26 protein-coding genes and 2 pseudogenes are annotated in these 22,630 nt (G+C 45.9%); 6 read left to right on the top strand and 22 right to left on the bottom strand.

All coding sequences use genetic code 11. The features are described from left to right. Nucleotides 1–30 precede the first annotated feature (30 nt). The 3 genes from QMK20_RS06115 to QMK20_RS06105 all read right to left on the bottom strand — a co-directional run bounded on the left by QMK20_RS06115 (nucleotide 31) and on the right by QMK20_RS06105 (nucleotide 2,603). Nucleotides 31–825, bottom strand: a complete 795-nt coding sequence (locus QMK20_RS06115; RefSeq protein WP_283655014.1) for a DeoR/GlpR family DNA-binding transcription regulator — start codon at nucleotides 823–825, stop codon at nucleotides 31–33. A 60-nt stretch (nucleotides 826–885) separates the two neighbouring features. Continuing rightward, nucleotides 886–2,265 carry an MATE family efflux transporter gene (locus QMK20_RS06110; RefSeq protein ID WP_283655013.1) on the bottom strand — a complete coding sequence of 460 codons (1,380 nt, stop codon included), beginning with the start codon at nucleotides 2,263–2,265 and terminating at the stop codon, nucleotides 886–888. A gap of 143 nt (nucleotides 2,266–2,408) precedes the next feature. Next, complete coding sequence (locus QMK20_RS06105) at nucleotides 2,409–2,603, bottom strand: hypothetical protein (protein WP_283655012.1); 195 nt, start codon at nucleotides 2,601–2,603, stop codon at nucleotides 2,409–2,411. 73 nt (nucleotides 2,604–2,676) lie between these two features. On the opposite strand from QMK20_RS06105, the pseudogene QMK20_RS06100 reads away from it, so the two are divergent. After that, a pseudogene (locus tag QMK20_RS06100) lies at nucleotides 2,677–3,230 on the top strand (transposase); the annotation flags it as partial. Between the two features lie 178 nt (nucleotides 3,231–3,408). Here QMK20_RS06100 and QMK20_RS06095 read toward each other — a convergent pair. Continuing rightward, complete coding sequence (locus QMK20_RS06095; RefSeq protein ID WP_044647875.1) at nucleotides 3,409–3,885, bottom strand: hypothetical protein; 477 nt, start codon at nucleotides 3,883–3,885, stop codon at nucleotides 3,409–3,411. A 128-nt stretch (nucleotides 3,886–4,013) separates the two neighbouring features. Here QMK20_RS06095 and QMK20_RS06090 point away from each other — a divergent pair, with 128 nt between their 5' ends. Continuing rightward, nucleotides 4,014–4,235 (top strand): hypothetical protein, encoded by a 222-nt coding sequence (locus tag QMK20_RS06090; protein ID WP_044647876.1) that lies wholly within the window; start codon nucleotides 4,014–4,016, stop codon nucleotides 4,233–4,235. A 471-nt stretch (nucleotides 4,236–4,706) separates the two neighbouring features. Here QMK20_RS06090 and QMK20_RS27560 read toward each other — a convergent pair whose 3' ends face one another. The 4 genes from QMK20_RS27560 to QMK20_RS06070 are packed head-to-tail and all read right to left on the bottom strand — an operon-like array spanning nucleotide 4,707 to nucleotide 5,675. Further along, the gene (locus QMK20_RS27560) at nucleotides 4,707–5,141 is read right to left on the bottom strand and encodes a transposase (RefSeq protein WP_481857800.1); all 435 of its coding nucleotides are present in this window, start codon (nucleotides 5,139–5,141) and stop codon (nucleotides 4,707–4,709) included. A gap of 47 nt (nucleotides 5,142–5,188) precedes the next feature. Then, a complete protein-coding gene (locus QMK20_RS06080; RefSeq protein ID WP_161797189.1) occupies nucleotides 5,189–5,410 on the bottom strand; it encodes an IS3 family transposase in 222 nt (73 codons plus the stop codon). Then, nucleotides 5,305–5,577, bottom strand: coding sequence for a helix-turn-helix domain-containing protein (locus QMK20_RS06075; protein WP_283655011.1), 273 nt, complete (start codon nucleotides 5,575–5,577; stop codon nucleotides 5,305–5,307). The genes QMK20_RS06080 and QMK20_RS06075 overlap by 106 nt, the downstream gene beginning before the upstream one ends. After that, a complete protein-coding gene (locus QMK20_RS06070; protein ID WP_283656362.1) occupies nucleotides 5,541–5,675 on the bottom strand; it encodes a hypothetical protein in 135 nt (44 codons plus the stop codon). Before QMK20_RS06070 ends, QMK20_RS06075 begins: the two co-directional genes overlap by 37 nt. Nucleotides 5,676–5,744: 69 nt before the next feature. Here QMK20_RS06070 and QMK20_RS06065 point away from each other — a divergent pair. Continuing rightward, nucleotides 5,745–6,077 (top strand): annotated as a pseudogene (locus tag QMK20_RS06065) (tyrosine-type recombinase/integrase); the annotation flags it as partial. 66 nt (nucleotides 6,078–6,143) lie between these two features. On the opposite strand, the gene groL reads toward QMK20_RS06065, so the two are convergent. The 7 genes from groL to QMK20_RS06030 all read right to left on the bottom strand — a co-directional run bounded on the left by groL (nucleotide 6,144) and on the right by QMK20_RS06030 (nucleotide 11,570). Then, nucleotides 6,144–7,775 (bottom strand): chaperonin GroEL, encoded by a 1,632-nt coding sequence (gene groL, locus QMK20_RS06060; RefSeq protein WP_044647879.1) that lies wholly within the window; start codon nucleotides 7,773–7,775, stop codon nucleotides 6,144–6,146. 71 nt (nucleotides 7,776–7,846) lie between these two features. Next, a complete protein-coding gene (gene groES / locus QMK20_RS06055; RefSeq protein ID WP_025685233.1) occupies nucleotides 7,847–8,128 on the bottom strand; it encodes a co-chaperone GroES in 282 nt (93 codons plus the stop codon). A 347-nt stretch (nucleotides 8,129–8,475) separates the two neighbouring features. Next, nucleotides 8,476–9,246: a twin-arginine translocase subunit TatC gene (tatC, locus tag QMK20_RS06050; protein WP_283655010.1), complete on the bottom strand. Its 771-nt coding sequence runs from the start codon at nucleotides 9,244–9,246 to the stop codon at nucleotides 8,476–8,478. Between the two features lie 112 nt (nucleotides 9,247–9,358). Next, entirely contained in the window at nucleotides 9,359–9,610 is a 252-nt protein-coding gene (locus tag QMK20_RS06045; RefSeq protein WP_283655009.1) for a twin-arginine translocase TatA/TatE family subunit, read from the bottom strand. A 179-nt stretch (nucleotides 9,611–9,789) separates the two neighbouring features. Then, a complete protein-coding gene (locus tag QMK20_RS06040) occupies nucleotides 9,790–10,272 on the bottom strand; it encodes a MogA/MoaB family molybdenum cofactor biosynthesis protein (protein ID WP_013309212.1) in 483 nt (160 codons plus the stop codon). Nucleotides 10,273–10,384: 112 nt separating this feature from the next. Then, nucleotides 10,385–10,873: a cyclic pyranopterin monophosphate synthase MoaC gene (gene moaC, locus QMK20_RS06035; protein ID WP_137061965.1), complete on the bottom strand. Its 489-nt coding sequence runs from the start codon at nucleotides 10,871–10,873 to the stop codon at nucleotides 10,385–10,387. A gap of 37 nt (nucleotides 10,874–10,910) precedes the next feature. Next, on the bottom strand, nucleotides 10,911–11,570 hold the full coding sequence (locus QMK20_RS06030) for a 5-formyltetrahydrofolate cyclo-ligase (protein WP_283655008.1): 660 nt from the start codon (nucleotides 11,568–11,570) through the stop codon (nucleotides 10,911–10,913). Between the two features lie 274 nt (nucleotides 11,571–11,844). On the opposite strand from QMK20_RS06030, the gene QMK20_RS06025 reads away from it, so the two are divergent. Then, a complete protein-coding gene (locus tag QMK20_RS06025) occupies nucleotides 11,845–13,803 on the top strand; it encodes an ABC-F family ATP-binding cassette domain-containing protein (RefSeq protein ID WP_283655007.1) in 1,959 nt (652 codons plus the stop codon). Nucleotides 13,804–14,400: 597 nt separating this feature from the next. On the opposite strand, the gene tsaD is transcribed toward QMK20_RS06025, so the two are convergent. From tsaD to tsaE, 4 genes are read right to left on the bottom strand one after another with little or no spacing between them, the layout of a single operon-like run. Next, entirely contained in the window at nucleotides 14,401–15,465 is a 1,065-nt protein-coding gene (gene tsaD, locus QMK20_RS06020; RefSeq protein ID WP_283655006.1) for a tRNA (adenosine(37)-N6)-threonylcarbamoyltransferase complex transferase subunit TsaD, read from the bottom strand. Next, complete coding sequence (gene rimI, locus QMK20_RS06015) at nucleotides 15,462–15,977, bottom strand: ribosomal protein S18-alanine N-acetyltransferase (RefSeq protein ID WP_283655005.1); 516 nt, start codon at nucleotides 15,975–15,977, stop codon at nucleotides 15,462–15,464. The genes tsaD and rimI overlap by 4 nt, the downstream gene beginning before the upstream one ends. 17 nt (nucleotides 15,978–15,994) lie before the next feature. Next, nucleotides 15,995–16,831, bottom strand: a complete 837-nt coding sequence (tsaB, locus tag QMK20_RS06010; protein WP_283655004.1) for a tRNA (adenosine(37)-N6)-threonylcarbamoyltransferase complex dimerization subunit type 1 TsaB — start codon at nucleotides 16,829–16,831, stop codon at nucleotides 15,995–15,997. Between the two features lie 3 nt (nucleotides 16,832–16,834). Next, nucleotides 16,835–17,314, bottom strand: coding sequence for a tRNA (adenosine(37)-N6)-threonylcarbamoyltransferase complex ATPase subunit type 1 TsaE (gene tsaE / locus QMK20_RS06005; protein ID WP_283655003.1), 480 nt, complete (start codon nucleotides 17,312–17,314; stop codon nucleotides 16,835–16,837). A 135-nt stretch (nucleotides 17,315–17,449) separates the two neighbouring features. Here tsaE and QMK20_RS06000 point away from each other — a divergent pair, with 135 nt between their 5' ends. Continuing rightward, on the top strand, nucleotides 17,450–17,977 hold the full coding sequence (locus tag QMK20_RS06000) for a cysteine hydrolase family protein (protein ID WP_283655002.1): 528 nt from the start codon (nucleotides 17,450–17,452) through the stop codon (nucleotides 17,975–17,977). Between the two features lie 88 nt (nucleotides 17,978–18,065). On the opposite strand, the gene QMK20_RS05995 is transcribed toward QMK20_RS06000, so the two are convergent. From QMK20_RS05995 to QMK20_RS05985, 3 genes are all read right to left on the bottom strand, one after another. Then, nucleotides 18,066–18,245 (bottom strand): aspartyl-phosphate phosphatase Spo0E family protein, encoded by a 180-nt coding sequence (locus tag QMK20_RS05995; RefSeq protein ID WP_283655001.1) that lies wholly within the window; start codon nucleotides 18,243–18,245, stop codon nucleotides 18,066–18,068. A gap of 256 nt (nucleotides 18,246–18,501) precedes the next feature. Then, nucleotides 18,502–18,870: a hypothetical protein gene (locus tag QMK20_RS05990; RefSeq protein WP_283655000.1), complete on the bottom strand. Its 369-nt coding sequence runs from the start codon at nucleotides 18,868–18,870 to the stop codon at nucleotides 18,502–18,504. A gap of 8 nt (nucleotides 18,871–18,878) precedes the next feature. Continuing rightward, nucleotides 18,879–20,015 carry an amidase domain-containing protein gene (locus tag QMK20_RS05985; RefSeq protein ID WP_283654999.1) on the bottom strand — a complete coding sequence of 379 codons (1,137 nt, stop codon included), beginning with the start codon at nucleotides 20,013–20,015 and terminating at the stop codon, nucleotides 18,879–18,881. 1,376 nt (nucleotides 20,016–21,391) lie between these two features. On the opposite strand from QMK20_RS05985, the gene QMK20_RS05980 reads away from it, so the two are divergent. Beyond that, nucleotides 21,392–22,597 carry an L-threonylcarbamoyladenylate synthase gene (locus tag QMK20_RS05980; RefSeq protein WP_283654998.1) on the top strand — a complete coding sequence of 402 codons (1,206 nt, stop codon included), beginning with the start codon at nucleotides 21,392–21,394 and terminating at the stop codon, nucleotides 22,595–22,597. The last annotated feature ends 33 nt before the right edge of the window (nucleotides 22,598–22,630 follow it).

Here is a 22,630-nt window from a genome sequence, read left to right as displayed (position 1 = left end):
TCTCTACTAGCTTTACGCCTGAATCAAGCCTCACGTATATGATTCACTCGGCATCATCCATTTTGTATTGGAGTCTTCCAGCTGCGTCTTCCATTCTGATGGAGGCTCCAGTTCCGAAATAACCACATCGACATTCTCGAAGTCGCATATCTTAACCATAGACCGCTTGTTCCATTTCGATGAATCCGCCAAAACGATGGAAGTTTCCGACTGCTGGATCCATTTACGAGTCAACGTAGCTTTCTCATAGTCATAGCTTGTAAATCCGTGCTCCATCGATAAGGCATCTACAGTTACAAATGCCTTATTCACAAAAAAATCCGACATATTTGCTTCTGCAATAGCACCTGATACACGGAGATGCTTCACGCTCACTTCGCCGCCAAGCATAATAATTCGGCCATCGAATTGCTCTCGTTTCTGAAGCTCGATCAAGGACATCATGGCAGAGATCGAGCTCGTTAGAACGGTAACCTGCTGCTTCTGAGATAGATACGGGATAATCTGAAGCGGTGTCGTGCCTTCATCTATAAAGATAACGTCATGATCATCAATTAGTGTAAAAGCAAGATATCCAATTTTCTCCTTCGCCTCTTGGTTAATACAGGCTCTTTCAAACAATGCTGGCTCTACCTCTACCTTCAGCTTGATCGCACCGCCATACACCTTCTTGAGCTTATTCTCCTTCTCCAGCTCATCCAAATCTCTACGAATCGTTTCTGTTGTAACCTCGAACATGCGTGCTAGGTCGCCCGCAATGACCTTCCCATGCTCGTTTAGCATGTTCATAATACTTAGCTTTCTTTCTTCACCCGCAAGAGACATTGCAAATCCTCCTATTCTTCCTCGCTACTATTCCCACGCATTTAGACACTCACTTGGACATTATAAAGATAACGCCGAGGAAGGCGTCTCAGGGACATTCTTAACCAAATTCCGCATCCATTTCTGGGAGCGATAACGTTTATACCCTATGAAGGCCTTGCTCATCTCTTCACACAAAAATAATGCATACACCCATTCCAGCGGCAGACGGAGCACATATGCCCCAACAAATACTGCCGGTAATGCAATGGCCCATGTTGTAATTAAAATCATGCTCATCGTAAACAAATTATCTCCACCTGCTCTAAACATACCGACAATCCATACATTATTCAAGAAAAATGCGGTCATTGCCACAGCCTGCAGCAGAAGGATATTTCCTAAAGAAGCGTGAACCTCCCCACTTAAGTAAGGAAAAATAAAGGACACAAACGGCGAAACCATCATCATGACAACACTAACGATTATACCCGTAATGACCGAAATCCGAGTAAATCTGCGAGCATAATCCAGCGCCTGCTCCTGCTTGTCCTGTCCCAGCTTTTGTCCGATCATCACTTTTGCCGCGTAGGCAAATCCGTGAATCCCCATCATAAAATATCCTTGTAGCGTATTCGCAAGCTGGAATGTAGTCAATGCCGCGATGCTTAATGATCCAAAAGCTACGGTATACAGCATATTTCCGATCGACCACATGCCTTCGTGAAACACTAGTGGGGTTATCGTTTTCACCACCTGCTTGCGCAGTATCAGAGGTAAACTGAATAGCTCTTGGAATCGAATATTTAAATAATACGATTTGCTATAAATGAAAACAAACAAAAACAGAAGACTCGTACCTGAAGCTATCAACGTTCCCCATGCCGCTCCTGCAACACCCAGATTGGGTAAACCCAACTTCCCGTAAATCAGCCCATAGTCGAGTGTAATATTAATCGCCATCGCACATAGACCGACATATAAAGTTACCCTAACCTTCCCTATAGATCCCAGCGCCTGAGCATAAGCATCTCTAATCGCACTGATCAGAAAAACAAAAACCATAATCGTGAGGTATTGAATACCAAGCTGCAGTATTTCAATGTCCTTAATAAATAGAGAAAGAATCGGCTCCTTCCAGATCCACACAACAACAAACGCCAGAAGACTGATGCAGATTCCCGTCAACAGCATAAAACCGAATGTTGCTCGCATAAGCGTATGCTGCTGTTTTCCGTGGTACTGGGTCATATAAGCAGTCATCCCATAGACTGCTGTAAGGATCATCGATAAAATGAAGCTGATTCTGCCTACTGCAGCGGTGATAGCAACTGCCCCATCTCCCAAGCTGGTCACCATTAGCATATTCACTAGAGAAAATGAATTAGCAACAAGCATTTGTAGCACAGAAGGAATAACTAATCCCTTCATCTCCCGAGTAAACCCAGACTTTCCGATCATACCCTCTCCCAAGCATATCCCTCATTCACATTCAAATTGTACGATACCTCGCATGTTTTTCACTTCGTTCTGTTTGTATAAATATAGTCTTCTTGTTGTTTTAGTTGCTTTTATGTTGCCTAACTCATCATACATATTGCTTGTCATTTAGTCAATGCATGAGGGCGAGAGATCATGACCTTTACCAATCCTTTAATTTCCATCGCAAAATGCCCACCAATCAAAAATAAACTCCACAAACTCACCAAACATGGTTTGATAGTTTCAATGTTCTTCTGCGTAGTATTTTTGAACCGTCTGTCATCAAAAAAATCCTGATAAGCAAATTTCAATGACATAAAAAAGACTACCTCCTTTGAACTGCACCCCAATTGTTAGACACCATCTAACATTGGAGGTGCATTTTTTGTAATGGCTAAAGTGACCACACAAGAAAAAATACAAGCGGTAAAAAGGTATCTTGAAGGGAAGGAAGGACAGAAAAGCATAGCGAGGAGTATAGGAGTATCGCATAGTATACTCCTAACATGGATTCGACAGTATGAACATCATGGAGAACAGGGTTTTGAAAATGGCTATACAACTTATTCCGTGGAAGATAAACTAAAGGTGCTTCATTATATAAACGAACATGGGACATCTATCCGCGAAGCAGCTGCGATCTTCAATATACCAACACATTCTCTGGTACTACGTTGGAAGAATCAACTAGAGACAGAAGGTGTAGATGCCCTCAAATCAAAGAAAAAGGGGCGTCCATCCATGAAAGAAGAATCCAAGAAACCAACTCCAGTTGAAGGCTTTATCGAGGCGTTACAAGCGGAAATAGAACGTTTGCGCATGGAGAATACCTACTTAAAAAAGTTGAATGCCTTAGTTCAAAGCAAGGAAAAATCACAAAGCAAGACAAAGTAAAAGTCATTTTTGAACTAAGGCTGAATTACTCCGTTACGGCTCTGCTGCAACCGTCTCATTTTGTATCATAATCCATATAATACCATATATATCATCTATTGAGAGGTCTTTTTTTGGTTTATGGGCCACACACTCCGGTCAAAAATAAAAAAACTCTGCCGACCAATTAGGTTAGCAGAGCTTTTAGTTTAAGGAAAATCTACACCATTCATCTTATTGTTGAATAACCTATAAAAGCAACATTAGAGCCTTAGTAACCCACCAAGCAGCAGTTTCATTTCCGGTAACTTGCAAAGCACCTGCATATATTGCATCTTCAATAGCTCCAGTAAAGTTATCAACAACACCAAGAATCTGTAAGAATCCCTCTACTCCAATGAAAGCTTTCACTGAGGCCGGAAGCTTTTCATATCCTGCTTTTAAAGCTTTTACTGCCCAGCTCAATTTCCCTTGTGTTTGATACTCTCCACGGTCTTCTTTATTTTGGATGGCTTTAATAAAATCATTTTTTTCCTGCTCAGACAAATTGAAATATTCGGCGATACCTTCGATATCTTGTAATTCAGATTCACTAAGAGAATCCTTAGCACTACTAGAAACACTACTAGAGTCTGTAGAAGGCAATGCGTACATTGAGGCTGGTACCGCAATCACACCTGATAGTAAAGTTGCGGCCATTAGTGAGGTTATCCATACTTTTTTCATCACTTCAACTCCTCATTGTTTTTTATATGCATTTACCATTGATGTAATAGTTACTCTATTTATGGTAAACTATAGTTGATTTTATGACAAGTTCTATTTTGATTAATTATTTTTTCAGGAGGTATTTGGTGAAAAACATTTGGAGATTTATCATCGCGCTGCTCATCGGCAACATTATCGGGAATCTAACATACGGAAGGTTAGAATTTTTTCAATACAACACAGGAACTGGATTTTTCACATTAGAAAACCTCATTAAGTTTATTATCGACTATGGTCTGGCTGTGATTATTGCATTAATCATATACATCTTGATTGGAAAAGTTTTTACGAGAAGTGATCAGGAATAAACCAAAAGGACTCCTTACTGGTTATAAACCAGCGGAGTCCTTTTTCACATCTACTCTAAATTCAAATTGCTTACGAAACAAGTAAAGATCCGTTAATCTTAACTGCATCAGGCGAAATTAGTTCATTCGATGAATGGTTTGAGAAATCCATCATGAAATATTCCCCCGCCGACAAAACCCAATGAACGCATAGGCTATTGCCAAATGCGTTCATTGGGCTCTACTTTTTACCATCCTTAAAAAATGAGTCAAGTCAAGTGAAGTAGTATTATCCAACAATTCTTTTCACGAAATTAAATCCAGCACGCTTTAGTAATTATGACCAACAGGATAAAGAGCACCAAAATTGCACCCGTCGATGTGAAAGGACAAAAATGTTTGGCTTTATGCTCATGTCCACATTCACTCACATGAACTCCTCCTTTTTTTAGATACTGTATACAGTATGTGTCCTTGAAGAAATTGACAGGGCTAAGCGGCAATTCGTAAAAAAAAAACCCTTTGACGTATGTGGTCAAGACCCCATTTTATAGACACTGAAAAAAGCCCCTGTGCCTCATCCATATTTCGGATATCATATGGGTAGAGCCCTTCCGTTTTGAGATGCGAGAAGAAGCTCTCCATCGAGGCATTATCATAACAATTGCCTCGGCGAGACATGCTGATTCGGGCACCAACCTTTGGCAGCATGTCATGGTACGCATAGGACGTGTACTGGAATCCCTGGTCGCTGTGAACGATGAGGCCAGTCACGTCTTTTTGCTGTTTCCAGGCTTGTCGAAACGTCTGTAAAACCCGTTCGTTATCATTTCTATGGCTCAACTGGTACGCGATAATTTCGTTATTGAACAAGTCTTTAATCGCAGATAGATATAGCCAGCAATCACCCACACGATATTGCGTGATATCTGTGACCCATTTTTGATTTGGTTTGTCCGCCTTGAAATCCTGTTTTAGCAGATTTTCGCCACACGACCTTCCGTAGAAGAAGCATAGTTGCAGCGATGCTTCCGACGAATTTGTGAGCGGATTCCCAAGACCTGCATGAGCCGGAGTACCTTTTTATGGTTCATCCAGACTCCATGATCGTGCTGCAAAAATAGTTGGATTTGACGGTAGCCGTAGACCCCGTCATACTTGTGCGCCTCATCTCCTGCATCCAGATTTCCAAACACTTTTTTAGCATATCGTTTTCCCGTTTTAACTTTTGGACGTACCTGTCCTGGTCCATATATTCCTTCCGTCGTCCTCGCTGGTCCATAAGTCCGAATTCACCGAGTTCCTTGTACTTCCGCATCCATTCTTTCAACCGATGTCGATCTGCAATCCCGAACTTCTCCATAAGTTTACGATATGTCCAACCTTCTTCGATATGAAGCCGTATGGCCCTTTGGTTTCAAACGTATACTCTTTAAACTTCTGTCCTTTTTTCGCTGGCATAAAAATGCACCCCCTAGAAATTCATCGGATAAACCAGGGGTTTATTCCAATGTCTATTCTAAGGGGTGCACTTCATATCACGATCAGGGTTTTATATTCGCGAGAGTCGGCAAATTTGCTGGGTATCCTCAAGTTATAAAAATGGTTGAACTCAGGATGAAGAGACTTTTAAAACTAGCCGGACTTAATCCTGATCTCACCCCGCACTCACTTCGCCACACCCATACGTCACTATTAGCTGAAGCTGAAGCCACTCTCGAACAAATCATGCAGCGGCTAGGACATGCGAACGACGAGATAACGCGCAGAATATACCTTCATATAACTAAGCCAAAAAGAAAAGAGGCTGCTCAAAAGTTCAGCGAACTAATGAGAGCCTCAAAAAAATCTGATCAGAGTTAACAAATTGTTAACAAATGAACATATCAATCGCCTAAACCCTTGTTACAGCAAGGGTTTTTGGGTTTATTACATCATTCCGCCCATTCCACCCATACCGCCCATGTCAGGAACGCCAGCAGCGCCTGCAGGTTCTGGTTTGTCAGCGATAACCGCTTCGGTAGTCAGGAACATAGCTGCTACGGAAGCAGCGTTTTGCAGTGCGTAACGAGTTACTTTTGCAGGGTCAACGATACCAGCGTCGATCATGTTTACCCAGTCGCCAGTAGCTGCGTTAAAGCCTACGCCAACTTTTTCACGTTTCAGACGCTCAACGATTACGGAGCCTTCTTCACCCGCGTTAGCAGCGATCGTGCGGATTGGAGCTTCCAGAGCGCGCAATACGATGTTCACGCCTGTTTGCTCGTCGCCTTGCAGTTCAACGGCTGCAACAGCGCTGTATACGTTCAGGAGCGCTACACCACCACCGGATACGATACCTTCTTCAACCGCAGCACGGGTTGCGTTCAGGGCATCTTCGATGCGCAGTTTGCGTTCTTTCAATTCTGTTTCAGTAGCCGCACCGACTTTGATAACCGCTACGCCGCCGGACAATTTAGCCAGACGCTCTTGCAGTTTCTCTTTGTCGAACTCGGAAGTGGTTTCTTCCAGTTGCGTACGGATTTGGCTAACACGAGCGTCGATGTCGGCTTTGTTACCAGCGCCGTCAACCACAATCGTATTTTCTTTTGTGATACGCACTTGACGTGCTGTACCCAGTTGGTCTACGGAAGCTGTTTTCAGGTCCAGACCCAGTTCTTCCGTGATCACTTGACCGCCTGTCAGGGCAGCAATATCTTGCAGCATTGCTTTGCGACGGTCACCAAAGCCTGGAGCTTTAACAGCTACAGCGTTGAATGTACCACGCAGTTTGTTAACAACGAGCATAGCCAGCGCTTCGCCTTCGATGTCTTCAGCGATCAGCACGAGCGGTTTGCCTTGTTGTACGATTTTCTCAAGCAAAGGCAAAATTTCTTGTGTGTTCGTGATTTTTTTGTCTGTGATCAGGATATACGGATTGTCCAGCACAGCTTCCATTTTGTCCGTATCTGTAATCATGTACGGGGAAATGTAGCCACGGTCAAACTGCATACCTTCAACCACTTCCAGCTCAGTTGCAAAACCGCGGGATTCTTCAACCGTGATCACACCGTCTTTGCCCACTTTTTCCATAGCTTCAGCGATCAGTTCGCCTACTTCGTCGTCAGCAGCGGAAATACCGGCTACTTGTGCAATGGATTGTTTGCTTTCGATTGGCTTGGAGATCGCTTGCAGTTCAGCAACAGCTGCTTTAACCGCTTTGTCGATCCCTTTACGGATACCGATCGGGCTTGCACCAGCAGTTACGTTTTTCAAACCTTCTGTGATGAGGGCTTGAGCCAAAACAGTAGCGGTTGTCGTACCGTCACCAGCTACATCGTTGGTTTTGGTGGCTACTTCTTTAACCAGTTGAGCGCCCATGTTTTCGAAAGCGTCTTCCAGCTCGATTTCTTTTGCAATCGTTACACCGTCATTTGTGATGAGCGGGCTACCGAATTTTTTCTCCAGTACAACGTTACGGCCTTTCGGTCCGAGTGTTACTTTAACAGCGTTAGCCAATGCATCTACCCCACGAAGCATGGAGCGACGAGCGTCTTCACTAAACTTAATGTCTTTTGCCATTTGCGATAAACCTCCCATGGATTATGAATGATTTGTTCGATTCCTATATTCAGGTCTTGTCCGGATTCCGGTTAACCAATGATCGCGTGGATATCGCTTTCTTTCATAATCAAATATTCTTTACCTTCATATTTGATTTCCGTTCCAGCGTATTTAGAGAAGATTACACGGTCGCCTTCTTTTACTTCCAGAGGAATGCGGGCACCGTCTTTCAATGCGCCTGCGCCAACCGCGATAATTTTGCCTTCTTGCGGCTTTTCCTTAGCAGAGTCAGGAAGTACGATTCCGAAGGAAGTCGTTTGTTCTTGCTCAATTGCTTCCACCAATACGCGTTCACCCAAAGGTTTGATCATGAAAAAATAGCCTCCTTATTAAGTGTTTTATTCCGTTATACGGTTGTTATGTTGTATGTATTAGCACTCGACACTCGTCAGTGCTAACAACCAACTTTATGATACTCAACTTGAGATTGAATTTCAAGTCCCTGATGTATTTTTTATGGGAATTTTTATGGCCGACCCTTCTCGATTATATCCATCTGCCATAAAAATAACCGTTACCTCAGGCTAATGGTTATTTTTATGGCAGCTAAGCTGCTGCTTTTCATGATCTGCTATCCCTGATCTTCATGATCTGCAAGTTGCCATGTAGCTCCAGAACCCTAAGATACCGTTTTGCACGGAAATTCGGGTTCTGCCTGTTACCTTTCCGGTGCTACACGCAGTTGTGCCTCCCGTTCCTCGTCCGCACGCAGTTGCTTGCGGTACACCACTGCTGACATATACACACTCACTTCATACAGCACCAGTAACGGGATCGCCACCAGGAAGTCGGAGATAAAATCCGGGGGAGTTATGACGACAGCGACAAAGACAAGCAAAAAATAAGAAATTTTCCGCCATTTACGAAGCCTCATCGGAGTTAACACCCGAATACCCGTCAGAAACATGATGAGCAGTGGCAGTTCAAACAACAGAGCCACAGGCAGCACAATATTAAACATGAAGGTGAAATATTGGGCGATGCCATACGTTTCATGCAGTCCCATACTTTTGGTGACAGACGACGTAAACTGAATCGCCATCGGGAAAACAATAAAATAGGCAAAAGCTGCACCAATCACAAACAGCAGCAGCACATAAGGCACATACCGCAAAGTCGCATTCCGTTCTTGCGGTCGCAAGCCTGGACTAACAAACTTCCACAGCTGGTAACATGCAAACGGCAGTGCAACCGCAATTCCGATCAGCATGGCGATCTTCATATAGATGCCTATTCCGTCCCAGAAGGAAAATGCATTCAGCTGAAAAGCCTGCGCCGAACCGGAGCGAATAAGCCAGTCATAGACAGGACCTGCGGCGAATAAACCACCAGCCAGTGCCAGAACAAATACAATCAGCACATAAATGATTCTACGACGTAGCTCGCCCAGATGCTCCATGAGCGGCATTTCATGCTCTGGTGGGGTCAAACTCGCTCCTCCTTTCTGGATCGGACGCAGCTGCGCCTCCTAAAAAATAAAGCCCTTCCCTGGAGAAGAGGCTCTTCTTGAAATTGTAAAAGGCATCAAAAATGAAACTAACCTAAGATAACCGTTTATCCTCCGGCTGGGGCTGCACTTCTGAAGCCGTCGTCTGGGATGCTTTGGCCGTACTATCCTTACTGTCTTTGCGTTCAGTCCGCTGGTCTTCAGACAAAATGTCACGTGCTCCGTTTTTAAACTCACGGAATGTACGCCCCACAGCGCGACCCAGCTCAGGCAGCTTGTTCGGACCGAATAGCAGCAGCGCCAGAATAATTAACAAAATATAACCCGGTGCTCCGATATTAGGCATGAGTGTTATCCTCCTTATGTTGACGGGCAAAAACTAAAAACAAGAAACAGCATCTGGTATACAGACGCAGAAACAACCATGGGTACCCTACTTGTCCGTTATATGTTTCTTGTATAGTTAGCCCGCATACAGTCATGTAAATTCTTACGGATATCATACCACACTCGACGTGCTGCCTTCTACCGGAACTGGCCTGTCACCATAAGAAGCGCCTCTGGCAATTGATCCATAATAGCCGCCAAATTTTCATGCACGCCCTTGGGCGTTCCCGGCAAATTCACGATCAGCGTACGCCCCCGGATCCCTACGATTCCACGAAAAAGCATGGCCGCCGGATTTTTCTGCATCACAATCATACGCATCGCTTCCGCCATGCCGGGCACTTCCCGTTCCACGACCCGCCGAGTCGCCTCGGGTGTCACATCACGGATTGCCAGCTCGGTTCCGCCCGTCGTCAGCACCAAGTCTGCATGAAAATAATCGGTCATTTCGATTAAAGCCGCAATAATTTCATCCGGTTCATCGGGAACGATCCGGTACTCCACAATCTCTCCGCCCAGCTCTTCTTCGATGAGTTCCCGGATGACCTGTGCGCTTGTATCCTCACGCTCTCCCCTCGCCCCTTTATCACTGGCTGTCAGGATCGCCGTTTTCCACACCATAAGATCACCCTTCTCCTATCATGAAAGAATACTTTCTCTTCTGAAAATCAGAAACAGCTACGCTGCATTCTCCACTACATCACAGTACCCTCTCGGCGACATGTTGTCTATGTCAAGGTTCCCGGTGGTCCTCCCTTTGGAAATCCCCATGCTTGCCACCTGTTTTCGATTGCAGCATGGTAGGGCCGATGATCATATCTTTTTGCAGCGCCTTGCACATATCATACACGGTTAACGCTGCGGCTGAAGCCGCTGTCAAAGCTTCCATTTCCACACCTGTCTTGCCCTCAGTCTTCACTTCGGCTTCAATATGAAGCACATCATGTCCATTATCGGAAAACGTAATATTCACACCCGTCAGGGCCAGCGGATGGCACATCGGAATCCAGTCCGACGTTTTTTTCGCGCCTTGAATCCCGGCGACCTGGGCCACAGCAAGAACATCGCCCTTGCCGATCCTACCCTCTTTCACAGCCGTGAGTGTAGCCGGATTCATCGTAATCCGCGACACGGCGACTGCTGTACGAACCGTGGACGCTTTGCCCGAAATATCCACCATACGAGCTCGTCCCTGTTCGTTAAAATGAGTAAAGGAATCCACGACTCCCTCACAGCTCCTTTCACATGCCGACTTCGCTTCATTCATCGTTTGTTTTTTCTGATTTTGCAATATCGCAATGTATGGGACCTTCCGGGGTAAAAAGCACATCTACCCTCAAATCCCCCGGCTCCATGGGTACCTGCTCCTGCAATTGTCCTGGCAGCAGCAGCGAAACATAAAGCGGACCTGCATTGCCGTTATCACGCTTCTGCGCCTCTACCTGTACGGTGAAACGATCATAGTAGCCTCCGCCGTAGCCGATTCTGCCCCCATGACGATCAAAAGCCAATCCCGGCACGACAACCCAGTCGATTCCCGACCACATTTCAGGCGCCCATTGATCGCATGTGGGCGCAGGCTCAGGAATGTTCCACATGCCAGGCACGATATCGCCGTGCTGCCCCATCTGCCTCAGCTCCATGGTCCGGGTTACCGGGTCCACTCTGGGAGCCAGCACACGGTCCCCCCGTGACCAGCAATGCTCGATAAAGGGAGTCGTAGAAATCTCGCTGCCAAAAGAAAGATAGCTAAATACCGTCAGCCTATCTCCGTTTCTGTCTATTCTAAGCTGCTCCCATGCCTCAATTGCATGCCGACAGGCCACAGCCGATGCCTCCTGCCGCGTCAGCGGGTCCATGGAGTCCCGCGCCTCCCGTTGCTGCAAGCGCAGCGCGTTCTTCACACTCCAGACATCCAAAGAATATCCGTCCTCCCGCACAATCGTCGATAATGCTTTAAAACGTTACTATTTGTCCAATTGTCAGTAAGTCTTGTACCTTGCAAGCTTTTTTCATTTTTTTTCAGTTCTCGTTTAAGTTTATCATTGTTTATACAAATTGACTACACGCGGCTCAAGGGTTTACAGGGTGATAGCAGTGCATTAGTGGGTATTTTCATGTAAACTGGAAGGAAGACACCCTGCGGAGGAAGCGGGGAAAACTGTGCATAATGTAATGGAGGAACGATACGCGATGCTATTGCAAGTAACTGGAATTACGAAATCCTACGGAATTGAGCCCGTTCTGGACGGGATTAACCTTCAAATATTGGAACGTGAACGCATTGGACTGGTAGGTGTGAACGGCGCGGGCAAATCGACATTGCTCAAAATCATCGCTGGAGAACTATCATATGACGGTGGACAAATTTTCAAGGCGAAGGAGACCAGCATTGGTTATTTGGCACAAAACAGCGGCTTGAACTCCGACCGATCCATCTGGGCAGAAATGATGCTCGTATTCACTCCACTGATCGAAGCCGAGCGGGAACTGCGGCAGCTGGAGCAGGAAATCGCCGACCCCGCCAATGCGCAGAACGAGAAGCGCTATGCAGATCTGCTGGAAAGATATGCGAGAAGGTCGGACTGGTTCAAGGATCACGGCGGCTATGAAATGGAGACCCGTATTCGCAGCGTGCTTCATGGTATGGGCTTTGGCTCGTTTGCACCGGAAACGCCTGTATCCACACTGAGCGGTGGACAGAAAACACGTCTCGCGCTGGCCCGCATCCTGCTGCTCGCCCCTGATGTACTCATGCTGGATGAGCCGACCAACTATCTGGACATTCAAACGCTGACCTGGCTGGAAGATTATTTGCGCGGCTATTCTGGCTCGTTGCTGGTCGTATCCCATGATCGTTATTTTCTCGACAGACTGGTGACCACCATTATTGAAATCGAGCGTCATCGTTCGACCCGGTATACAGGTAACTACAGTCGATATATGGAGCTGAAAGCTGCCGAGTACGAAACCAATCTCAAGCACTATGAGAAGCAGCAAGGGGAAATTGCCCGTCTGGAGGCATTCGTACAACGCAATATCGTGCGGGCTTCCACGACCAAACGCGCCCAGAGCCGCCGCAAGCAGCTGGATAAAATGGATCGAATGGATCGGCCGATGGGGGATCTGAAAAAAGCCCATTTTTCCTTTGAAACAGCTTATATGTCAGGGAAGGAAGTGCTGGAGGTACGCGACCTCTCCGTAGCCTACGAAGGTAAGAAACCGTTATTTCAGCATGCATCCTTCGACTTAAAACGCGGCGATACCGTTGCGCTGATTGGTCCGAACGGAATTGGAAAATCGACGTTGCTCAAATGCCTGACCGGAACGTTAAAGCCTGCTGCCGGGTCGATTCACTGGGGCACAAAAATCAAAATCGGCCTGTATGATCAGGAGCAAACGAACCTGAACCCGGCCAATACGGTGCTGGAGGAGCTATGGAGCGAGTACCCCCATATGGAGGAGGCACGAATTCGCACAGTGCTGGGTAACTTCCTGTTCAGTGGTGACGATGTACTGAAAAAGGTAGCTACTTTAAGCGGCGGTGAAAAGGCTCGCGTCTCTCTCGCCAAGCTGATGCTGCGCGAAGCCAATGTGCTGATTCTCGATGAGCCTACCAACCATCTCGACCTGTTCAGTAGAGAAGTGCTGGAGGCTGCCCTAATCGACTATGACGGCACGCTGCTGTTCATCTCCCATGACCGTTATTTCCTTAACAAAATGGCGGAACGTGTCATTGAGCTTCATCCTGGAGGAATAGAACATTTCCTGGGGAATTATGATGACTATGTAGACAAAAAGCAGGAGCTGGCGGAAATTGCGCAAGAAGCTCTGGAGGCCAGTCAGGCAACAGGCAGCAAAGCATCGTCTGTATCCGCAACGGTCGAGACAACACCCAAAACAGGTGCAGCAGCCTATGCCGCAGACAAACAAGCCAAGAGCGAGGAACGCAGTCGTCAGCGCAAGCTGGAGACACTGGAAAATCAAATCAAAGAGCTGGAAGAACAAATTACCGGGCTGGAGGAGCAAATGACTCTGCCAGAGGTTTATCAGGATTACACGGCGCTTCAGGATATTCAGGCACAACTTGACGCACGCAAGCAGGAATTGACAGCAACCTACGCATCATGGGAGGAACTGTTAGAGGAGTAAGATCTGCTTCACAATTATGGCCTTAAAAATTTCACATTTGCCCCATTCGTCTTTTTATACACAAAGATATCCACAGAATATGTGCATGAAATGTATTGAAAAATGGCCTTTAGGGCCATTTTTTTATTGATAAAAAGCCATTTTCATATGAAAGCCAAATTTATCCACCCTTTTATCCACATTATCCACAGATTTCTCAAAACCTAAAGATGCAAAATGCCCCCTGTTCTTGCATCCCAAAAAAGTCTTAAGCTGCTTGCTTCGAGCTTGATTATCCACATTTCGGACGGGATATGTGGATAACTTTGTTCACAACTTGACAAATCATATCATTGTTCGGGGAGTATTAAATTTCAGATTTTTTTGATGAATGCTGAAAAATCGTGCAACATCATGACGAATGTTGCGGGAGAATTAGACAGTAAAATTCCCCGGCTCAAATTCCTGTATTTATGCCTCTTGAATTTTATATATAGTGATGTATACGTATTTTTCGAATTTAGCTTATATATTACATAAAAAGACACGACCCAAATGAGTCGTGTCCCTATCCACTTTCTTCACTTACCTTCTACTCACTAGCCAATGCCTCTCCAATTAAGATTGGACGGACCACTCTTCCAGAGACAGCCCGGGATCAGCTTTCATGTCCAGCGAGGTGTTTTCTCCGCGCTTCCACTTGGCGAAAGCTGCCGCACCAATCATGGCTGCATTATCCGTACAATATTTCATAGATGGTACTAGCAACTCAATGCCTTCACGCTCGCAACGTTCGCGAAGTGCGGTCCGCAGTCCGCGATTGGCGGCAACACCGCCGCATAGCAGCAGTTGCTTCGCGCCGTATTCACGCATGGCACGAATTGCTTTTTCCACCAGCACCTCCACGACCGACTCTTGAAAGCCTCTTGCGATGGCTCCGGCATGAACGGTTTCTCCGCGCATTTTCGTCTGGTTGATCACATTCAACACCGCAGATTTCAAGCCACTAAAGCTAAAATCATAGGAATCCGGCTCCAACCATGCACGCGGCAAGGTGATAGTTTCCTCCGATTCATGAGCCACTCGGTCTACGTGCGGACCACCGGGATACGGAAATCCAATAGCACGGGCTACCTTGTCGTAGGCTTCCCCAACCGCATCATCCCGTGTGCGGCCAATCAGGTGAAAATGACCCTCGGACTCCATCCATACCAGCTCCGTGTGCCCACCCGATACGACCAGAGCAATGCATGGATATACGATTTTATGCTCCAACTGATTTGCATAAATATGTCCTGCGATATGATGGGTTCCGATCAACGGCTTGCCGAACGCCATGGCGGCGCTTTTGGCGGCGACAATGCCCACCAGCAGCGCACCGACCAGTCCCGGTCCTTGCGTCACGGCAACCGCCGAAAGCTCGCGGGGCGTAATTCCCGATGCTTGCATGGCCTCGTCCAGCATGTAGGTAATGCTCTCCACATGCTTGCGGGATGCCACCTCTGGCACAACTCCGCCAAAGGCTTTATGTGTTTCAATCTGACTGGAAATCAGGTTAGAAAGCACCTCGGTGCCATTTTTCACGACGGACACAGCTGTCTCGTCGCAACTCGTCTCCACTGCCAGTATATAGCAAGGCTCGCCAGAGGCGGCGCCTGTACCTGCTTTTTCCTCTTGCGTCATTGCTTCTGCACGCTTCCTTCCTGTTCACCGGATGCCCCATGTGCGGGAAGATCCGCCCACATGATCACGGCATCCTCGTTATTATCCGAATAATAGCCCTTACGGACGCCCGCTGGCTTAAAGCCTTTTTTCTCATACAAGCCCTGAGCAATCCGATTCGTCACCCGTACCTCCAGCGTCATGCGTTCCATCCCCAGATAAGAGGCCGTTTGCATTAGCTCGTCCAGCAGCTTATCTCCAAGCTTGCGCCCGCGATAGGCCTCACGAACGGCAATATTCGTAATATGAGCCTCGTCCATAATCGTCCACATCCCTGCGTAGCCGATGGCCTGTCCGTTCAGCTCCATAATCATATATTTAGCAAAATGATTCATCGTCAATTCATTGCGGAACGCTTCTTCCGTCCACGGTAGCGTGAACGCTTCATGCTCAATCGCCAGCACATCGGGAATATCATCCAGCTGCATCAGTCGAAACTCCAGCTTTTCTTCCCGTTGTATGTTCTTTGCCATGTTGTTCACCGCTCTCTTCAGCGCTGACGAAGCAGATTGGCTTCCGCCTCCGCCAACTGGGTATAGTTTGGAACCAGCGTATGTAACTCGTCATGTTCCTGACGAAGCAGCTTATCCGCCCCAAGGCGGCCAACCCATCTTCCTTCCAGCTCATACGGTACGATACGAAGCTCGCTCCATGCACGCAGGCGCTCGGCTGTTTCTGCGTGAACCGCCGTTTCACCGACCAGCCAAATGACCGCAGGGCGCTGTTCGGACGGCAAAGCCTCCAGCCGTTGCAGCAGGTCCTCAGTCCAAGTGGCCATCAATCGGATCGCATCCGGTTCCAGACGCTGCGGAATCCCGGTATTGCCGTCCACATTCGCTGCGAACAAGCCTGTGTAAACCTGTCCGCGCCTTGCATCCAGCACTGGAACAATCCAGTCTGCCGCCTGCTCTCCGGGCGAGTGTATACTTGCTAACTCACTTCCAGCTTCTTGCCCCTGCGACTCGGTGCCACGGCTCCAACCGCCCCAGGCCAGCGCCTGCAAAGTGGATACGGATGTCACCGGGACTCCCCAGGCCCAAGCAAGTGTTTTCGCTGCGGTCACCGCAATGCGAATGCCTGTGTAAGACCCCGGTCCCACACCCACCGCAATGCCGTCCACATCATCTCGTGTCAGCCCGTCTTCGTTCAGAAGCCGTTCCAATTCGGAAATCACGTGCACCGAGTGATTGCGTTCGCCATAGACATTGCTTTCTCCCAGTAACTCTTTTCCGTTCATCAGAGCGGCCGCCATCACGGTCGTCGCTGTATCTAACGCCAAAAACCGCTCACGCGGCTTTACATTCTCATCTGTATGCTCTCTTTGCATGCTTCAAACTCCATTCTCCCGCAAACTGCGGCACCATTGTTCATAAGGCTCGCCGTACCCGGTAAGGTGAATCAAGCGCTCCTCCACATCCGTTGTTTCTATATACATGTGAAGCCGCTGCTCCGGCAACATATCTGGTATAATACTGCCCCATTCGACCAGACATACGCCTGTCCCGTAAAAATATTCGTCCAGCCCAAGATCCTCTGCCTCATCCTGTGTAATACGGTACACATCCATATGGTACAAGGGCAATCGGCCTTCATACTCCTTAATGAGCGTAAAGGTGGGGCTGTTTACGATACCCGGGACACCCAGATGACTGGCAAAGGCTTTGGAAAAAGCGGTTTTGCCCGCTCCCAGGTCTCCATCCAGCACGATCACCGTTCCGGGAACCGCTTTGGCTGCCAAAAACCCTGCCAAAGTCCCGGTCTGAGCCTCTCCGGCAGAACGGAACGTAAACTGTTCCTGCGAAATTTTCATATATTTTAATCACCTTTCGTCCGAATCGGACCGTGCCAACTTGTCCTTTATTATATAGTTCACCTTATGTCGCCGCAAGGCATGAAGACATGCTATTGTAAGATAGATGAAACATACAGGGAGGGAATCGAAACGATGGGACAAAACGTTTTACTCATAATTGACGTGCAGCAAGCTATGTTTATGTATGATGAGAAGCTGTACCGAGAGCAGGAAGTTGTAGAGCATTTGCAGCAGCTTTTGACCAGAGCCAGAGCTGCAGGTACACCGGTGATTTTTGTGCAGCATACCGATGAAGCGGATGAGGATTTCCGGGAAAACAGTGTAGGCTGGGCCATAGCCGATGCAGTGCGTCCCCTTCCCCATGAGCGAATTGTCCGTAAAACATCCTGGGACAGCTTTTACCAAACCGAATTGGACAATGTGCTCAAGGAACTGGGAGCTGATCGGCTCATCATTGCGGGGATGCAAACCGAGTTCTGCCTCGACACGACCTGTCGGAACGCCTACAGTCTGGGGTACCAGAATAATGTGCTTGTGTCGGATGCGCACAGTACATTTAATAGTAAAGTGCTGAGTGGCGAACAAATCGTTGCACACCACAATGAGATGCTCGGTAATCGTTTTGTACGTTTGCTTGCAACGGAGGCTGTACATTTTTAATATGAATCATTCTGATTTTAAGGCATGTATGATAAAATAATAGAGCGAGTCACCCGCCAAAAGTTTCTCGCTCAGAGGTCGATTGCTTTCAAGCAGTCGGCTTTTTTACATTTGTATAGAAGATCCGATTGTATTGGTTGATGAGTTCGTCGAGAAGCATAGATTGCTTGAGCACACGTGCATCATCCAATCCGTGTTCTTTTTGAAGATCGTAGAGCTTCTGTCTGTTCTTTTCCAAGCGATATCGTAAAATTTCTTGCTTTTTCATCACAATTCCTCCTTTTATGATCTTAGTGTAAGAGGTTATTTCTATTATGAGGATGAATAAATTCAGAAAAAATGTCCGATTTATAGAAAAAAGACCAGCTTGAGCTGGCCTTTGATTAAAGTTAACATTTAGCATAAGATTATCAGTCGCTAACGAATAATATCAACAAATCACTAATTCACGATGAATCTGGCTGGCTGAGTATATAAAGCTTGATTAACTCAATAAGAGTAAAAAAAAGACCCCGTGTGGGGTCTTAAAAATTATCTCTAACTGTAACATTGGTTGTTTGAGTGTCAGAGCTTTTAGTGATAATCAGTAAGTATTTGATATTTTTTTTCTCTACTGATATTACCTTGTTGCTCTCGACTTCAGTTATTTCCCATCCCTCACCTTTGAGTTTTTCTTGATATGAAGCATTAAAATTTTCAAAGGACTGAGGAATTTTATAGTTCTTTAAATCTCTAGCAGATTTTTCATCGACTTCGATGGCAGTGCTGGGAACAGGTAAATTGTTAAGTTCCTGAACATTTTCATATTCAGTACTAACCTCCTTGGTCGAACTGTCTGTTACATTTGAGCATGATGCAAGGATTATTAATAATACTAAACAAATCAAGCGCATAAAACACCTCAGTCATTTGGGCTTCTTTTTGCAGTACTCATTTTCCATGCATAAACCTTGTACCCATTTGAATACCAAGTAGATAAGGGAGCGTCTTTTCTATCTATTGTATGCTGAGTCAAAAAGAAACGGCCATTCGTAAACTCAGTTATAATAGCTGTATGATCGATGTCACCATCATTATTGAAGTCAGCATTTACTGGGTCTCCCATTGACATATCGTTTGTAATAGATGCTAATTTAGCTCTATACTTCCAGTGATTATAGAAATTATTTGAACCCCCCCAGCTATGAGATGGTTTAAAGGGGGAGCCATTTCTAAAGTACCAAGCATCATCACCAGTTAAATATAAACCATCCCATTCCAGCATACCACCAGCGTATAATGCCTGTGAAACAAAGTTGGTGCAGTCATTCCAACATGCTCTACTTACAGAACAACCAAAATAATCGGCGTAGTACTTAGAGTAAGTTGGATTACGGTCATCCCACCATTTGTAAGCATAGTCTCTTGCATTAACTGAACTGTATCCATTTGCATATCTTAACGGTTTTATGTCCGCCTTTTCTTGATAAACTGAGGCTTCAACAGTTGTAGGAGCCTCAACTGTTGAAGCCTCAGATAAGGATACTGGTACAAGTTCCAACAGTTCCGCTAAGTCTTTCTCATTAATGGACTTTGCATATAATTTTGATTTAAGGTTATTAATAATCTTATTTTTCTCAGCGTTTTCGTATAAATCCACAAACTTAACTAGCTTCACAATCTCTTGTCTGTCAGACTCTGAAAAGTCATCAAGTGATACCCCTAATGACTTTATAAATCTTTGATATTCAATGTTGTCGAGATCTTGATTGATTTTAATATTTTTTTCTGCAATATACTTTTCTACAATATCAAAAGCTTTAGCATATTGTTTTAAGGCTTCGTCTTTTGTAACATTTGTTTCTTTAAGGGTATTGATTCTTAGTTCGGTTTTTCCTTGCACAATGTTATCTACCAATGTAGAAAAAGACGAATTGGGTTTAGCTTTTGACGTCAATTCCTTTTCTACGTCTGCTGATGCAGGCGATGCTATGAATGAGGTGGTTAAAAAAGAAATAACAAGTATCGGACTAACAATTTTCTTTATAAATTTTAACATAATTGCACCCCTTTATGTTATTTATAGTATAAAGACTAGCACACAGCCGAAAATATTTTAATATGCCGTTTATATCAAAAAACGATGTCGTATTTTGTCTTTTCAGGATTATTTGTTTATTTTTGATGAATCTGATATTTCATAAAGATAGCTGTGGCTATTGAAATAAAAATATTTTATTAAATAATGATAAAATGAGTCACCCGCCAAAAGTTCCTCGCCCAAGAACGAATTTTTTACACAGTAGTTTCTTTCATGTGCTGCATAGAAGGTTCATTATACTAATTGATAAGTTTTTATCCAGAACGTTGGACTGCTTGAGCACACTAGAATTATCCGATCCATATCTTTTGCAGATTGTAGAGCTTCTTTCTGTCCGTTTCTAAGGAATGTTGCAAAATTTCTTATTTCTCATCCCAATCCCTCCTTTCACATTCTTAGTCTAAAGCGTTATTTCTAAATCTATGATGGATAAATAAAGAAAACATGTATGATATATAGAAGAAGACCAGCCCTTGAGCTGGTCCTGAATTAGAATTTAATGTTTAGCATATATTATCAACCGCTTCCATGTTGATCAAAAAGAACTCTGATTAAAGAATCGTGTACCTGAGTAGGAACAAACAGTACCAAAAGAAAGCTAGTCGCCAACAACATTATCGCGATTTTTCTTTTCATTTGCGTACACCTCTTTAATGAGTTTTTGGTAGGCTGCTTTTGTTTCGGAAAATGCCTGTTCTCTAAAAAGCTCAAACAAACCTATACACTTAATTATACATGATTTATTATTTATAATAGAAGATTTCCCCAAGCATATTAATAAATATTCAAAACCATCTGGGTATATACCCTTACTTAAATAATAAAAGGCTAATTCGTGTAGAAAACGAGTAAACTGCTCAGATATGTGCTGCTGCGTATAATGTCATACGGCTTGTTGCTGTTGTTGTATATATTCTGTAATTTCCTTTTCAAACCGTTGTAAAATATTGTCTACATCTATATTAAATCGGTTCGCTGCCTCAATAATATTCACTTCTCTTTCACCTTACTTTAATTACGACCAGAGCCATAGTCTCAGTTACAGCGGACATCTGCTATGGTAAAATATAAGACGATATTTTTTTATTTATATACGGATAAGGAGATTTTGTACCCATGAACAATCCGAGTAAGCAATGGTTAGGCGGCGCAGCAATGATTATCTCTGATTACACTTGTGGCTTGCGTCTCCTCGGGAACTTCACAGGCCGACTATGACAGCTTAAATGAACGTGTGGCCGAACGTGTTCTCATTTCCAGAATGGCAAGCTGTTGACCAAGGCCCAATCAGGCCTTAACTGAGGAACTGCAATTTAATATGAAGAAAGTTTGTGATGAACTTGATAAAAGCGGATACAACTGAATTTGCTGTTCAATGGAAGACTCAGGGAAATCAAGAAACTATATACTGGCAGCTAACCCCACCCAAGGCGGCCGGAGAAACTGTACGGCAGTATTCTGCACAAGATGAGCGGTTTATTGCCGAAGCGGCAGCTTTATTACTTAGCGGAGGTACGGTGGCCTTCCCTACTGAAACGGTCTATGGCCTAGGAGCAGACGCATGCAACACCGCCGCAGTAGAAGCCGTGTTCGCCGCCAAAGGTCGACCGGCTGACAATCCTCTGATCGTGCACATTGCTGAGCGGAGCCAGCTCGAGGAACTGGTTACTGGTGTAAATAAGACTGCCGAAGCGTTAATGGATGCTTTCTGGCCGGGGCCGTTGACATTGGTGCTGCCTGTCCGGGCAGATGTCCTGTCGAAGCGCGTGACCGCCGGACTTGACACCGTCGCTGTACGGATGCCTGACCATCCCACTGCACTGGCGCTGCTGCGTGCGGCTCGCATTCCCGTAGCGGGGCCCAGCGCTAACCGCTCCGGTCGGCCAAGCCCCACATTGGCCTCTCATGTGATGGATGACCTGGCAGGTTACATCAGCGGGGTTGTGGACGATGGGGCCACAGGCGTCGGATTGGAGTCGACAGTGGTACAAGTGCAGCCTGACGGGACAGTGACCATACTGCGTCCAGGCGGTATCACGGGCGAACAGCTGGAGGCGGTAGCTGGTATTACGGTCTCTACGCAGGCTAATACGGCGGGCCCACTTCACAAAGAAGCAGCAGTCGCTCCGGGCGCTGCCAATGACGACCATTCGGCACCGCGTGCGCCGGGTATGAAATATGCCCATTATGCACCGCGCGGATGGCTCGGCCTGGTAGGCGGTGCTTCGCCGCAGCGCGTAGCGGACGCGGCTGCTGGGCTACTGCGCAATGCGGACAACAGGGGTGAGGTTACAGGACTACTTCTTTTTGAAGAACACAGATCCTTGTATGCCAAGGATGCTGCTTCCTGCGTCGTTTCTCTGGGTTCGTTATCCTCACTGGAAGAGGGGGCCCGCTTCTTGTATGCCGCGCTGCGTCGATTCGATGAAGTGGGAGCGACCTACATTATCGCTGAGACCTGCCCGGATACCGGACTTGGCGCAGCCATCATGAACAGGCTGCTCAAAGCAGCTCGTGGTTCTCTCATTGATACCAATTAACCAGACAAGAAAGCTTTACTGCTGAACACGCCT

Source organism: Paenibacillus sp. RC334, from assembly GCF_030034735.1.
GTDB classification, from domain to species: Bacteria; Bacillota; Bacilli; order Paenibacillales; family Paenibacillaceae; genus Paenibacillus; species Paenibacillus terrae_A.
This window is presented reverse-complemented; position numbering and strand designations above follow the sequence as displayed.